This window comes from Bacillus sp. B25(2016b) (assembly GCF_001679765.1).
In the GTDB taxonomy this organism is placed as follows: domain Bacteria; phylum Bacillota; class Bacilli; order Bacillales; family Bacillaceae_G; genus Bacillus_A; species Bacillus_A thuringiensis_K.
In genome coordinates this window covers 899,361-915,091 of sequence record NZ_CP016285.1, presented here as the reverse complement: position 1 = coordinate 915,091, position 15,731 = coordinate 899,361, and the positions used below count along the sequence as shown (strand labels likewise).

Genomic DNA, 15,731 nt, shown 5'->3' with positions numbered 1-15,731 from the left:
CTATGTTTAAAATGCGAGAACTCCTATTACGTAAGAAACAGAAAGAGCTAAGTGAATATAAAGCGATGTACATAATTAAGGATTATTTTTCACTTTTTTACCAAGCATTACACAAAAACACCCAAGAATTATCAAAGGTTCTCCTTCGTCTGTTTAACCTCCTACAGCACAACGGACGAAAATCTCATCGATACGAGAAAAAGACAGTCTTTGATATTTTGGGTGTTGTTTATGAGTATACCACTTCTACTCATCAGGTAGCATAGTAAAAAATTGAAACCCGTCAGGGTTTATTTGATATGCCCGCTTTTATAAAATCTACAAAAGATAATAAAAAACTATATGGAAAGACCGCATTTTGTTTAAAAATATACCTTAAGTTGATGGATGTGGGAACACACCCCCTCATATTAAACATTTTAAATTTACGAATAAAAAGAAATCCCCATCAATATTAAGCTAAGAATTTAAGTGTAATATCATTAGTGGAATTTCACTTTGTAAAGGGAATACGTAAGATACAAATAAAACATCTCTTCCATGTTGCACTGTTTTATTGAAGTCTATCTCGAATTGTTGCTATTTCAACACGATTGAAAATTCAGATTTCGGAACGCCAGCAAATACAATCGTTCCGTTCTCCGGAAGTTTCACTTTGTTATTGCCGCTCACAACGGTAAAATTGACGCATCCTCCCTTCTCATCATATACCGCAAATGATGAATTCCCTGATAGCAACTCCACCGTCATCGTTTTCCCTGCTGCCTCTTGCGGGATCGTAAACCATTTCGCATGCCCATTTGCTTGCAGTGTAACCTTTGATAATTGACCTGCATCAAGCGATTTCACGTTGGATTCACTGATGTATAAAAAACTGGCCATCTCCATGTATTCATTGCCGTCCTCTATATAGAAATGTGCTTCCTTCGTATCACGCCCATTCATCACAGGAAGCTGAATTTGATGCGTCGCCGTATTCGGACCTGTAATTTTTTGGCCGTCCCAATAGCCATCTTTGAGCATAATTTGTGTGTTAAGAGGTATTAGTTGTCCTAGATAGTTCATAGAATTAAATTTTTCATTAACGAGATAGAACTTGCTGCTCTCACGCTTCGCCCATGCAGCAGCTGTTTTCTTCTGTAACACATTGTTTTCTAATTTCTGGGCTAAATAGTGAGTCAGCACATTTTGCCCCAATCCCGGCGATAATTCATATGTGCTCTCTCTCAAATAAACTTTTCCATTCTTCTCAGTGACAAAGTTAAGCTTGGAAGTGCCCTTCTCATTTATAAAGCTTCCATCCGCCGTATATACATATTTTTCTTCCGGTTTAGTTGGTAAAAACAGTTCTCCCTTCTTCGTGATTTCTATTTTGAAATGACTGTAGCTATTTCCATAAAATCCTGCTTTTTTTACCACGTCTTGAGGCACTTTAGCCTTAATTGGCTTGCCGAAAGATTTATCTGGTTTTATATCCTTAATTGTCCCTTTCTCTTTAAGCGTGGCTAGCAGTAACTTTTTTGCCAACAATTGATTTGTAATACTGCTACCACCGGATGACAACACAGCTGCTGCCATCTTCTGTTCTGGAAGCACGACCAATGACGCATGTTGCAGGACTGTGTCGCCGCCCTTAGACAAAGCTTTTATCCCATATCTATCAAATGGGTATAGTTTCACACTATCCCAGCCAAGACCATAGTTGAACACATTATCTCCATCCCCTGGCCACATTCCTTTTTTATATTCCTCTTGTTCCATCTCCTTGATTGCCTTATTAGAAAGGATTTCTTTTCCCTGTCCCATAAATAATTGCGAGAATCGCACCACATCTTCTGCAGTAGAAGAGATTCCTCCCGTACCAATCACATTCACCATTTCAATGGGAAGCTGTCCTTGGTACTTCGGAGAATAAAGTCCAGCCCGCTTTTCGTCCCTCCATTTGTCCTGAGGTGTTTGCGTATGCTCCAGTTTTAATGGCTTTGTAAACTTTTCATGTAGAAATTTAGTAAAACTCATCCCACTTACTTTTTCCACCAAAATCTCAGCCAGTGTAAAGCCGTCGTTGCAATATACCGAGAATGCGCCAGGGTCCGCCTTCAAGTTTTGACTGGATAGTTGCCGCAACAACATATCATGGGCATAAGTATCATTATCTTTAAATAAAAATGCATTATTGAACGTCATACCTTGCAAACCCGAAGAATGATTCAACAGCATACGTGGCGTAATGCGCTTGTATCGCTTATCTTTCATTTTGAACTCGGGAATATAGCGTACGACAGGAGCATCCAAATCGACTTTACCTCCGTCTACTAGTTTCATAACAGCCGCAGCTGTATATACTTTACTGGTTGAACCAATCCCATAAAGAGTATCTTTGGTTAATGGCTGTTTCCCCTCTATATCGTTCTTGCCTGTCTGACCCGACAAAATCAGTTTGCCATTATCAATTAGCGCATACTGCACACTAGTCGTCTCATAGGACTTCGTGAGCAGCGCAGCGTTCTCTACAGCAATCTTCTCCAATTCTTTACTAGCAACTTCTTGGCTAGCTACAATCAGAGCCTTACTGCTAGAAGAGGCTATCGCTCCTTTTGGTAGAATCATCGTTAGAACCAAGGTAGCAGCTAACACCCCAAATTGTTTATTTTCCATAAGAGAAATGCCTCCTTAGATAAGTGTTTGATTTCATTCCTTATTGGTCCAACTACAAACATCCAATAAATCACCATTACATCTTTTTATTTACTTGCTAAATTCAGCAAGTAAAATACTTTTAAAAAGCCCCGGACTCTCAGTTCTACCCATACTGTTCAAATTGACGGTCAACATATGCCTACCTCCATGTGTCCCTCCAGCAAAAGTATCAAAACCTGGAATGCCACCTGTATGTCCCCATATCGTGACACCGTTAGGAAGTTTAATTTCAAAGATTCCTAGACCATATCCATTGATTCCTCCCTTCCCTGTAGAAACTGTAGTAAACATTTGTTTTAGTTGCTTTCCTTTCAATAATTTTCCACCAAGCAAATAAGAGAAGAATTTGTTTAAGTCGTCTGCAGTAGAAATCATATCTCCAGCCGAGCTAGCTATACTTGGATTAAAATAAGTAACGTCTTTTAACTCTCTTCCCTCTTCTTGTTGGACATAGCCACGGGCGTGCTTGTTACCCGGAATAACACTTGAATTTCCAGGTAAGAATGTATTTGACAATTCGAGTGGTTCAATAATTCGATTTTCAATCTCTTCTGCATAGCTGTTTCCAGTTACTTTTTCAATAATCATACCCAATAATACGTAACCAGTATTTGAATAGGACCACCCCTTTCCTGGAGCAAAATCTGGAGGTGCTGAGAGTCCAATCTTCACTAGCTCGTCAGCGGTATACAATCTTTTGGTATCTGTAAAATCAGCTTCTTTTGACCTTGAGTATTCAGCTATACCACTTGTATGGTTCAACATTTGGCGGATAGTAATCTGTTTAGCATCATATCCATTTCCTTGTATAACATCCGGTAACCATTTTTCAATTGAATCATCTAGGTTTAATCGATTTTCTCCGGCTAATTGAAGGATAACCGTTGCAATGAACGTCTTCGTTACACTTCCAATCCGAAAGCGAAAATCTGTTTTCATTGGTTTCTTAGTTCTTAAATCTGCTACACCAGTGGCATACCCCCACGTTTTTCCATCATAAGAAGTTTTAGCGAGTATTCCTGGGTATCCAAGTTGCAATGTATCTTGCATTGCTTGTTTGACAGAGGTACGATCTCGTTGAGTACTTGTTTGTAATGAACCAACTATATTTTGGATGGGCTCTGCTTTTACAATTGAGGTTGGCATTGTGTTTAATAGAGAGCTTCCACCTATTAAAAGGACCAGACATACACATGTAATTTGACTACGTATTTTCAAAAGGCATTCCTCTCCTCTATTCGTATTGTAAGTGTAGTTGCTTGCTTGTTCGTATTAACTACTTAGCTCTATTATCTCCACCAATGTTAAAAGGGTAACATCAAATTCGTAATCATCTTCATAATGATTATTTTTACAAGCATCACTCTGTCTTAACAAACGGTAATCCTACTCTTTTCACATGTATTTTAAACCTAGAAATTACTTCTTTTCCTTAGAACACTCTTGTTACTATTTTTTCATTTTGATTTAAGTTGAAGTCTTCTTTAAAATTAAATAGACTGAAGATTCTGACTCATACACCCACACAAGGACAAACTGTTCCAAAATACCCTTTTTATATTTGTATATTTAATAAATCCTCACTCCTTTCTTGAATGTTCAGTACTATCCATTAAACAGTACTGAACATTATTTGATACATATTATGTAATAACTTACCATATGCTACTATTCATTGCAAGGTACCGAAAAATTTATTTAAAAACATCTCAACAATATTAAACTAAGATTTTGCACTATTTATAAAGCAAAAAAGACGTTATCCTTTCTGTTAAATATTTTAGATCTCTATGTTTAAAAATTCAAAAACTTTTTCATCATCTTAAGACAATTCCCTCTATCTAACGAAAACGTTTCTGTTTTTATTATTACCTTGTGGCAGAGACCATAAAAAAATAGGAGGTGCCTATCGTGATAGACTCCTCCTAAAAAACAACCGTTATATACATATTGAAAATAAATTTATTTTACGATTAATGAATATTCACCATTATTATCATCAAATTTATACACATTCAAATAATATTTCCCTGGTTTCGCTACGAATTTCCCCTTTATAGCATTTCCTTCATCTTCACCACAAGCTACGTAATTTTGCATATCTGATTCATGATAAAGTACCCATGTCATCCCAATGTTTTGTTCATTTACCACAGAAATATCTACTTCTTTTGGAACTGTAACATTAAACGTATAAACATCTGTTTGATCCGGAGCAATCAGATTTCCTTTTACAAGCTTATTAAACTGGAGTACCTTCTCCTCTTCATGGGACCCACCAGTTTGCGGATCTTGTTTTACAGTAACTTTTGTTTGTTCTTTACTTTCTTTTCCTCTACTATCTTTTACTGTTAGTTCCACAGTATATGTTCCTTTTTCTCCATATACATGAGTAGGGTTGGCTTCTGTGCTCGTTGTACCATCTCCAAAGTTCCATAAATAAGAAATAACTTTTCCATTTTCACTTTCTGTACCATCACTATGGAATTGAATTCCTTCATTTACTACCCCGCTATATGGTCCATTCATATTTACTATAGTCGTTGTTTTTTCTTTTTTTTCTGTTGCAACACCATGGAAAACAATATCATATTCAAACTGATTGGCTGCATTCACACGATAGTTAACAAAATAAGCTGTAACTGTTTTATAGCCGCTCCATTCTTTTTGAGACAACTGCTCCAAGGTTTGATTGACTTGTTTACTCATTGTTTTCCAATCTTCAGACTCACCTTTTGATGTACTACCTATGTACTTACCTTCCATAGTAAATGTGTTAAAGAATTGAGACTCATGTTTTGTTATTTTTGCATCTTTTATATTAGTTACATCTACAATTTCTTTCTTCACTTCAGCTAACGGCTTAGGTGCATGTTGTATTAAGTAATCATTTGTTACTTGCGGTACATTGTATTTATCTTGATTATCAATCAATTGCTGCATATACGTTTGATATTCTGTATTCAGCTGTGCATCCTTACTTAATGATTCACGATACGCGTCATAATTTTTCACATCGTTTGCACGGATTAAGTCCTGAATCTTATCAAAGGTTTCAAAGTGATGATTATATAGATAAGACTGTAGTGCAAAGGAATAATTATAAAAATCCCATGATCCATATTTTGCGAACAAAGTTTGCTTTGCAGTATAACGGCTTGCTGGATTAGATGATAAGCCACTTATAATACTTTTACGTGGAACGACATTATTTGTACGTGTAGATCCTGCAAAGAATTCTGCATTCCCCTCTTGGAACCAAGTTAAGCGTTCATTTTGATATAGTTCTCCGCTCCCAAATAAACCAGGAACCTCGTATCTTCCTTGTAAATAATGAGTGAATTCATGACGGAATAACTCTTCTAGACTATAAATACTCTGTTTTGGCGTACGCTCATATGTAAAGAAAGTACCCTTCTCTTCAATATAGATACCACCGTTGTTCGTTTCATATCCATATAATTGTCTATTCAGTTGATAATCATCTGGATTATTATAAATTACAATTGTCAGTACATCATCTGCGTTACCTTGTTCTAGTGCTTTATCATTTCCAATTACACGGTGATATTGTGCCTTTACTTCTTTGGCTGCCCAATATAACCTTTTAATTTTTTCTTCTGTTACTTTATCGCCTGTCTTAAAAACAATAGATCCATCATCAAATGTATATGTTTTAGGTAAGTATTGTAACTTTCCTTCTTCACGTATTTTCTGTAAATCTACTGCATTTCCATCATAATCTTTTCCACCGTAGTTTGTTTTGATTTGCTCTACCGCTATAAAATAAGGTCCGCTTAGACGAGGATATATATTCATCGCTTGTGTAATAACTTCCAACCCTTTATTTGAATTGCTATGAAATTTCCCTAAACGCCCTGCATAATAAATACCATTATTAATTAGCCAACTATTCTCAGTTGTTAAATTCCGTATGAGAGCAATTCTACTAACCTCATTTATAAAATTATCAATTTTTCCATACCACATTGTTACATTAGGTTTTTTATTCGTTTCCTGCAAATAAGACTGTAGATCATAATCAATACCTTTTACAATTTCATATACAGCTTGTTCTTTCGTATAATCTTTAGCATACATAGAAAGGTTATCATTAAACTGTTTTAAAATATTTGCTGCATACTGTACTGTTTCAGCATCACTAGAAGCATTACTAATTAACTTTCCATACGCAACTACTACTCTATCTTGCTCAGCTGTACCTAATGTAAAGTTTGGATTTTTTGCAATTGCTTTTAATGATGGTAAACATTTGTCATGGAAGCTTCTCTCTTTTAAGTAACCTACTTCATTATTAAAATATCCCACATAAAAAGCAGAACGTAATACTTCAACAAAAGTTTCAATTCCCTTTGAATCCTCTTTCGTAAAAGATGTCCCTCTTTGTCCTAATTCATCAATGATAACGTTCATACGTTCTTTATTTTGATAAAAAGCTTTCGTATCTTGATTGAATTGAAATAAGTCTGTAATTTGATTCCATGAAACTCTTGATAGCGTATCAATGAATTCACTATCAGACATTTTATTCAATTCTGCCAGAGTATAGCTTTGCTTTAATTGCCTTTCATCATGTTTCATCACCGAAGTAGGTCGTTGTGAAAAATCGCCTACTTTTAAACGCTCTTCAAAATTCAATGTTTCGTCCGCTTTTGTAGCATGAGCCATTTCATCTTTTGAAGTTTCTGTTCCAATTGGTTTCATCTGCAACAGATTATGGGGTGCTTTTTCTTCAGCTGATACCTGTGTTTGAATACTTCCAAATGATAATGCCATCGTACTCATACCGATTATCAGTTGAGTAAATTTAAAATTTTTGTTCATTACATTTCCTCCATTTATATATTCCACACAAAAATATAACATTTTATCTTAATAAATTATTAAAAAATGTATTATTTCATATTACATTAAATGAATTTATATATAAATCAATATTGAACAAAGTATTACTGTATCTCTTTCATTTCCAAAAAGGACAAACTATCCCGGGTGAATAGTTTGTCCAAAACCATAATCTCTCTGATTTAAGAATATATAATTCATTTCCGCTAAAAGTCTTTTATTCTCTTTTCACCTCCTACTATTTTTGCATCTGAACTAACAATAGTAAATTAGAATAATGACTTAATACTTGCCAGAACAGTAAGTATTCCTATAACAATTACAAATACATTGCTCATCTTTCCTCTATATTTTGCTAGTACAGGCACTTTACGAATTGCATACATTGGTAGTAGACATAGAATAGCAGCAACTAACGGACCGCTAAGGGCATCAATGATTCCAAGAATACTTGGATTTGTATAAGCAACATACCAGCATGTTAATACGACAAAAGTAAGAATCATTGTCTTAACTGTTTTCTCTCCTAAATCTTTCCCACGTTTTTTACCGGACTTGATAATCATGTCACGCATTACCTCATACGCACCTATATAATGACCAAGGAAAGACTTTGTAATAGCCATAAACGCAATGATAGGTGCTGCAATAGTAATTACTGGCGAATTAAGCTCATTAGCAAGATATGATAGGATTGATAAGTTCTGTTCTTTTGCCACCTTAAGATCATCTGGAGTCAAACTTAAAGTACTACTCCAAACAAAGAACATAACAACAGCAAATGTCATGATATAACAAACTTTCTGTATATGAGCACATTTAGCATCAGTAGCCTCTATTCCATACGTAGCTCTCTGTTTCATAACGAATGACGAAATCATAGGTGAATGATTAAACGAAAATACTATGATCGGTAGTATCATCCAAATCGTTCCAAAATACCCTGTTCCAGTTGAATCAGTAGAAATACTTGAAAAACTTAGCATTGACGTATTCCACTGTGGAATTAAAGATATTGCAATAAAAAGTAGAGAAGCAATGAAAGGATATACTAGCATGCTCATTATCTTTACAGTAATATCTTGTCCAAAATTTAGTATAGCGATAAGACCGAGTACTAATACAAGTGATAGAATAGCCCTTGGAGGCTCCGGCATGTGCAATTGATGCACAATAAAACTACTTGCAGTATTTGTAAGTGCAACCGAATACATCAGCACGATTGTATAAATTGAGACGAAGTATACGATGTTAAAAATGATACTTGCTTTATTTCCGAAATACTCTCTTATTGTACCCGTAATCCCCTCTTCGGCAGAATTCGAAGCGTATATCATTTTAGCAAGCGCCCTATGTGAGTAATACATAACAGGATATGCAAGTATGGTAATTAACAGCAATGATAATAAACCACCTGAACCTGCATTAATCGGTAAAAAGAGTACTCCCGCTCCAATTGCTGTTCCAAATAGACTCAATGCCCAGGTAGTATCCTGTTTATGCCACTTTTGCGGATCTAGATATTTCTCATTTTTTACTGCAGTATTATCAGCTTGAAATTCTATGTTTTTTGCAGTGTTCCCATTCATATAATAATTCCTCCTTGTGTCCTATTCTTAATTTAAGGCATAGGAATAGAGACCGTTCTTGAAAAATGAAATACTTATAAAGTGCGCCACATCGTATATCCTTCTTCTAAGTTGATCAAAGTCAAAAAAATTAGCGAAGCAGCAACCGGATGGGTTCATTACCACTTACAGAATGTTTCAATTATATAGTAGTAAATTTTATTGATACTTCCCCTAATATACTGACATCCTTAGGAGAACAATAGAGAATATATTGTTAACTATTTCACAATATATCCGATAACTGTTAATTAATTTGATTGTTTCTCTCCAAAGATTTTATTTTTAATGGCAATCCCTGTAGGTGTAGACGCAATTCCACCTAAACCTGTCTCTCTTAATTCGCGAGGCATCTGTCTTCCAACTCTATACATTGCTTCAATAACTTCGTCAGCATTGATGATATTGTTTACGCCAGCTAATGCGATGTCCGCTGCTGCTAAAGCATTTGTCGCTCCAATAGCGTTTCGCTTTACACAAGGAATTTCTACCAAACCAGCGACCGGATCACAAACTAAACCGAGTAAATTTTGTAACGCGATTGAAAAAGATTCAGAAGATTGCTGTGGCGTTCCACCGGCTGCTTCTACCGCTGCTGCTGCAGCCATCGCTGAGGCACTGCCTATTTCAGCTTGACATCCTCCGTACGCTCCTGAAATACAAGCGTTGTTTGCGACTATTGTTCCAAATAATGCTGAAGTGAATAGAAAATGAATCATCTCTTCATGACTTAACTGCAACGTATCTTTAATACTAAATAGGACCCCTGGGATTGTCCCACTCGCACCAGCTGTTGGAGTTGCACAAATTGCCCCTAATGCAGCATTTACTTCATTAACACCGATAGCATTTTGTATTCCTAACACCATCAAATCTCCAGAAAGAGTTTTCCTATTTTTCCTATAGTTTTTAATTTTAACGGCATCACCTCCAGTTAAACCGGTCGGAGAAAATACCCCTTCGCCCTCGATACTTTTATTTATGGCATTTTCCATAGTCGCTAAATTTCGTTCCATTTTACTCCGAACTTCTTCATAAGAAGTTTTAGTTTGTTCGATTTCCTGTTCAATTGCTAATTCATAAATTGGCTTTTGGGTTTTATTAGCTGCATCTACAATTTCTTTTATGGCCAAATACATATTTTTTCACTCCTTAATATAACTAAAGAATAATGAGATTAGCTTTATTTCTTAATTTTCCTAATTCCTTCTGAACATTACCAGGTAATAACGAATCCAAAGCGAATGCATATAAATATTTTTCGTTTTTTTCTAAACTATGAAAGTTGTTAATTTCCACATCATATTCTTTAAAGATCCTGCGTAAGACAAATTCAAAATCAGCTCTTTCAGAAATCGCAATAATAACTGGCAATGGCCCCTGTAGATCTAAACTAAAACCGTCAATTTCAACATGCTTCACTTCAATTAATCCACCTCCGACTGAAATACCCATCGTTCTAATACTCCGACTTTCATCCTCTAAATATACATCTGCCGTATTTGGGTGACCAGCAGGACTATCGCCCGCTTTTTCAATAAAAGTAATGTCAATTCCTTTACATTCTGCTATTTTAATAGCATCTGGCACTTTGCTGTCATCGGCAGCAAATCCTAATATTCCAGCAATAATTGCAAAGTCAGTTCCATGTCCTTTATGGGTTTCAGCAAATGATTCATAGTATCTTACCACGACTTTTTTTGGAAGACCTTGAAATAATTTATTCGCAATTGTTCCAATAGCCAAAGCACCTGCAGTATGTGAACTTGAAGGACCTATCATTATGGGTCCAATCACATCAAAACAACTTTTGTATTTGATAATCTTTTTTTCTTTAATAGATGCTACATTCATATTTATAAAGCACCTCCATAATTTATAATTTTTAATTGTAGTTAAATCTAGGTTATTACAATGATTAATTGAAAATAAGATTATTTGATAGCGCTTTCTTTTTTGTCGAATAAATTTCCTCTCGGATCAAAAAAATTTCGTAGTATAATCATATCAGTGTCTAATTTTTGAAGGTTACTTGCAAGGTCTTTATAATTTTTTCACAAAACTAGCTTTAATATTTTCTTTAGAGAGTAATAAATTATCTTTCAACGCCCTCATTATAACTTGTATATTTATGAGTTTAATCTTTTTTTATTTTTAGAATGATTGAATAAACAGAATATTGAATAGGTAATAGATTACACTTATGATGTAGCAATTGTGTCCTTTGTTTGAAGCTGTATTAGTTAGTATAAAAGCAAAAATAATACAGAATTCCTTTCATTAACACATTGATTATGTTGGAAAGTCATTATAAAGATACTTATATCGTCCATTGTCGAAACATCTTATTTTAGGTATATAAGCTGTTGTAATAAATAATTATTGTAGATGGAAATTAATAAGTTTATGATATATAAAATCACATTAGCATAAAAATAATAAATAACGTATAAACATTCATTTTTTAGAAAAAAACAACTTTTCTTCATAAGCCTTTAAGTACTAATTTTGCACTATTCACTAGTATAAAAAAGGATGTTATCTCTTCTATATAGATTATATATATTTTATTCAAAAATCCTAATGGAATTAGATATTTAGAATTGCTTTCAAGATAAATTGCAATATTACATACTGTTTTAATAGTTAAAAGAATCGTTACAATTTAACTTATATATTAATCCCTGATTCATTGAATTCTCTCCTAGCCCATCTATTCTAGGTAAACTAAGGGGATTATACAAAGCGAAATATCATCAACATAAATTTATATAAGTAATGCTCGAAAAGATACATGCAAAAACACCTTTCATTAATAGTGAATGAAAGGTGTTTTTGCATCTTAAAATATCGCATATTATTTCAATTATCTTAAAATTATTATATAAAGATATTTCTTATTTATTGTTCCAAATTGTCTTTTGATTTACTATTTATTTTTTGTTCTGTAATAATAAATCTTGAGAGTAATTCTGTTAATGCTTCTACCTTTTCTTTCATATTGTTTGACTGTATTGAAATTTTTTTGATCGAATCTGATTGTGATTGAATTGATTGTACTGTTTGAGTTGTTTCTCTTTCTACTTGTGCTGCAGTATCAGATACTAGTGAAAGAGACGCATTTACTTCTTCTGTGCCAGCAGACATCTCTTCTGTTGCTGCAGAGACTTCTTGAATTTGACTTGTAATTTTATCAATGTCTCTCATAATAGATGAGAATGTTTGATCCGCTTTGTGGGCCGCTTCTTTTCCTTCTGCTGCTTTTTGTTCTCCTTTTTGCATGACATGAACTGTATCTTGAGTATCTTGTTGAATTGATTTGATTAAATGATTAATTTCATTCGCGGACTCTTTAGACTTTTCGGCCAAATCCCTCACTTCTGCTGCAACCACTGCAAACCCTTTCCCGTTCTCTCCAGCACGTGCCGCTTCAATAGCAGCATTTAGAGCAAGAAGATTAGTTTGCTCGGCAATATTAGTAATTGCATCCAAAGCTGTATCAATCTGTTGTGTACGTGTAACAAGTCTATCTATTACTTTTGATGTTTCCTCGACAACATCATGAACACTATTCATTTGAAGAATAGAATGTTTTATCACTTCACTACCTTTATGTATTTGTTCCGTGGTTGTTACTGCTACCTCAGCAACTACTGCTGAAGATTCAGCTACTGTTTGGACACCAATTGTTATTTCTTCCATTGACGATGAACTCTCTTGAATACTAGTTACCTGTCCTGCTATTTTTTCTTTTACTTCAGTAATAGTCTGAACAACCTCATTTGAAATATTAGATGCTCGCTTTGTATCTTGTAAAACCCCCTCCGTAGAAGAAATCACCTCTTGTGTTGTTGCCTTAACATTGGCAATTAATTGTTGGAGGTTATCTAACATACTATTAAAAGACTGTACAATGATTCCTAACTCATTATTTGCTTTATAAGAAGTACGTATTGTTAAATCACCTGCAGCTACTTTTTCCATATCATTTTGTAATAAAATAAGTGGTTTTCGTATAGTAAGTTTAATAATATATCCAATAAATATAACTATGACAATTGCTAAAATTGAAATAACCACAAACATTATCATTGTATTTTGAGCACTGCTATTGTTAACTTTCTGTAACTGGTCTGCATTATTACTATTATATATAATTAGTTCACGAATTGACTGAATTGTTTTTTGCATATTAGGTTCAATTTCTTTTAGATAATAGGCATAAGCTTCCTCATTATTAGATTTCCCTAATTCTTGTGCTTTTTTTATTTGAGTTCTTAATTCATTAAATGCTTCATGAAATTTGTTATATAGTTCTTTTTCTTTATTAGAGATAATTTTAGCTTCATACTGCTTTAATAACTGATCGTTTTCCTTACGCATCCCATCCATTTCTTTTATCAAATCGTTCATTCTTTTCTCATCTTTGGATAGCATTATTTCCATAAAGTTCATATTAACATGGTAAAAGTTAGATTCTATGGTTCCTATCCACTCGATTGATTTTAAGTCATCTTCATACATATTAGAAGAAGCACTTTTTCCTCTTTCTAGACCCCATCCGCCTATTAGGGATAATACTATACAGGAGATACAAGATATAAGTATTAATATGTTTAGTTTTGTACCAACCTTACTGTTTGCTAAAAATTCCAATTAAAACTCTCCATTCTTATATATAGTTCAGATAATATATTGTATACTAAGAATCTAAAATATACGATATTAATTTTTAAAATATAAAAACATGTAAAATTCTTAAAAGTTCTATATATTAAAATATTTAATTTTAGTATTGACATAATCCTCTTTTGTATATGTATAATGATTTTTTTATGTATTTTTATAGGAGTACTGCCACATCACTTGTAACCTAACAAAATAAACTACACTAAAACAATGAAATCAAGTAAATTGCGCGAAAATTTATTGTTCTGGATTAATTATAAATTCTTAAGTTGATAGCCATGTAGTGCTACTCTTATTAGAAATTAAACAACTTTATTATGGCTATACGGAAAACAGTTTCAGGTCTTTTCATCTGATAATTATTCCTATCTAATTCAAAATAAATATCTCGTAATTTTTCCACCTACAGAACTATTTACATGTGAAAATTTCTCTAACCCAAATGTCTCCTAATTCACTAGCTGTCTCTATACTTATCTACCAACTAACAGGTGAAATTATAATTTTATTTACTTACCAATAATTATCCATTTACATTTCCGCACGAATAAAACCTTATTTAATTATATAAAAAATACATAATTAAATAAGGTTTGGAGTGTTTCAAATTCACACTAATAGATCTGCAAATGAGGTACCTACATTATTTTCTCGTTTCATATGCTTTTCTAAATAAATCTTTGTCGTTTGAATGTTTTCATGCCCCAATGTTTGCATTAAATGATATAAATCTGCATTTCCTTGTTCAACTGCCATGATTGCGAATGCATGACGGAATGTATGTGCCGTTACAGGATTTTCACGATACTTTAGAAACTCTAAGTTTGTCTTTTTTATCATATCTGTTACTTGATTCGATAGTGTTTTAGAGTTATAAGTATTTCCTCTTTGATTTATAAATAACGGACTCTCATCCCCTTTTTCCAATACCGTTTGGCATCCCCTTCTCCGCCTCATTTCACAAATACACTGGTATAAGTGTTCCGAAATGAAAAGTTCACGCACTTTATCTCCTTTTCCAGTGACTTTTAACCAGTACTTTCCGTCATAATGTAAATCTTTCACTCTCGCGGTGCACAATTCTTGAATTCTTGCACCAGTACTTGCCAGAGCAAGTAAAATTGTATAGTTTACTAAATGTCCTCTTTCTTTATAAAACCCTAAAATTTTCATAACCTCATCATAGGATAAGTCCCGATTTGGCCGATCCTGCTCATTTACATTTGCCCGCTGCAGTTCTTCATGAAGAGGCTTTTCAATATAAGAAAATACATGAAGATGTTTTAGAAAAGAACGAATGAGTACTGTTTTCTTTGCAAGTGTTGCGACTGCATATGTGTCACCATTCCTACCGTTCTCTACTCGTTTCAGCCAAGAATTGTATTTACGAATATGCCAAGGTTGCAATGTTTTCAATAAAGAGTCATTTTTCTGTACCTCTTCCCCATTCAATTCAAATTCTTCTGCATGCTGCACCATGCACTGACAAAATGACAAGATTTCAGAAACATAACTCTTTTTCGTATCCTCTTTTCTATTCTTCTTCTCATCCATATCTTTTTGTAAATGTACGAAATGATAAATAACTTCCAGGTCACTTAAATACGTATATTTACTCTTTCCCTCTTTTTCTGCAAGCTCCATTTTCTCTTCCAATTTATCCACATAACTATCGTTATAAAGAAATGGAACTACATCTCTTAAATTCTCTACATATGTATCTATATATTCACTATGTTTATTTATAATAGATAAATTTTCTTTTTCATTTTTATTATCCATATTTCAAATTTACCTCTCCTATTGAAGATTATAATAATAATTCTCTTTATTACCTATAATTATTAT

8 protein-coding genes and 1 pseudogene are annotated in these 15,731 nt (G+C 33.8%); 1 reads left to right on the top strand and 8 read right to left on the bottom strand.

Annotation, left to right across the window (positions count from 1 at the left end):
• Positions 1-266, top strand: a pseudogene (locus BAQ53_RS04715) (IS4 family transposase); the annotation flags it as partial.
• A 313-nt stretch (positions 267-579) separates the two neighbouring features.
• Here BAQ53_RS04715 and BAQ53_RS04710 read toward each other — a convergent pair.
• The 8 genes from BAQ53_RS04710 to BAQ53_RS04675 all read right to left on the bottom strand — a co-directional run bounded on the left by BAQ53_RS04710 (position 580) and on the right by BAQ53_RS04675 (position 15,665).
• Positions 580-2,658: a serine hydrolase domain-containing protein gene (locus BAQ53_RS04710; protein WP_208906541.1), complete on the bottom strand. Its 2,079-nt coding sequence runs from the start codon at positions 2,656-2,658 to the stop codon at positions 580-582.
• A gap of 90 nt (positions 2,659-2,748) precedes the next feature.
• Positions 2,749-3,918 carry a serine hydrolase domain-containing protein gene (locus BAQ53_RS04705; RefSeq protein WP_206904948.1) on the bottom strand — a complete coding sequence of 390 codons (1,170 nt, stop codon included), beginning with the start codon at positions 3,916-3,918 and terminating at the stop codon, positions 2,749-2,751.
• 744 nt (positions 3,919-4,662) lie between these two features.
• Positions 4,663-7,545, bottom strand: a complete 2,883-nt coding sequence (colA, locus tag BAQ53_RS04700) for a collagenase ColA (protein ID WP_208906540.1) — start codon at positions 7,543-7,545, stop codon at positions 4,663-4,665.
• 290 nt (positions 7,546-7,835) lie between these two features.
• Positions 7,836-9,155, bottom strand: a complete 1,320-nt coding sequence (locus BAQ53_RS04695) for an aromatic amino acid transport family protein (protein ID WP_061663032.1) — start codon at positions 9,153-9,155, stop codon at positions 7,836-7,838.
• Between the two features lie 290 nt (positions 9,156-9,445).
• Positions 9,446-10,333 (bottom strand): L-serine ammonia-lyase, iron-sulfur-dependent, subunit alpha, encoded by an 888-nt coding sequence (gene sdaAA, locus BAQ53_RS04690; protein WP_208906539.1) that lies wholly within the window; start codon positions 10,331-10,333, stop codon positions 9,446-9,448.
• 22 nt (positions 10,334-10,355) lie between these two features.
• On the bottom strand, positions 10,356-11,054 hold the full coding sequence (gene sdaAB, locus BAQ53_RS04685) for an L-serine ammonia-lyase, iron-sulfur-dependent subunit beta (RefSeq protein ID WP_061663028.1): 699 nt from the start codon (positions 11,052-11,054) through the stop codon (positions 10,356-10,358).
• A gap of 1,041 nt (positions 11,055-12,095) precedes the next feature.
• Entirely contained in the window at positions 12,096-13,850 is a 1,755-nt protein-coding gene (locus tag BAQ53_RS04680) for a methyl-accepting chemotaxis protein (RefSeq protein WP_061663026.1), read from the bottom strand.
• A 642-nt stretch (positions 13,851-14,492) separates the two neighbouring features.
• A complete protein-coding gene (locus BAQ53_RS04675) occupies positions 14,493-15,665 on the bottom strand; it encodes a tyrosine-type recombinase/integrase (protein WP_074625146.1) in 1,173 nt (390 codons plus the stop codon).
• Between the last annotated feature and the right edge of the window lie 66 nt (positions 15,666-15,731).

Coding starts and splice junctions, on each gene's coding strand:
- BAQ53_RS04695 (WP_061663032.1), bottom strand. CDS start 9,155: ATGAATGGGAACACTGCAAAAAACATAGAATTTCAAGCTGATAATACT.
- sdaAA (WP_208906539.1), bottom strand. CDS start 10,333: ATGTATTTGGCCATAAAAGAAATTGTAGATGCAGCTAATAAAACCCAA.
- colA (WP_208906540.1), bottom strand. CDS start 7,545: ATGAACAAAAATTTTAAATTTACTCAACTGATAATCGGTATGAGTACG.
- BAQ53_RS04675 (WP_074625146.1), bottom strand. CDS start 15,665: ATGGATAATAAAAATGAAAAAGAAAATTTATCTATTATAAATAAACAT.
- BAQ53_RS04710 (WP_208906541.1), bottom strand. CDS start 2,658: ATGGAAAATAAACAATTTGGGGTGTTAGCTGCTACCTTGGTTCTAACG.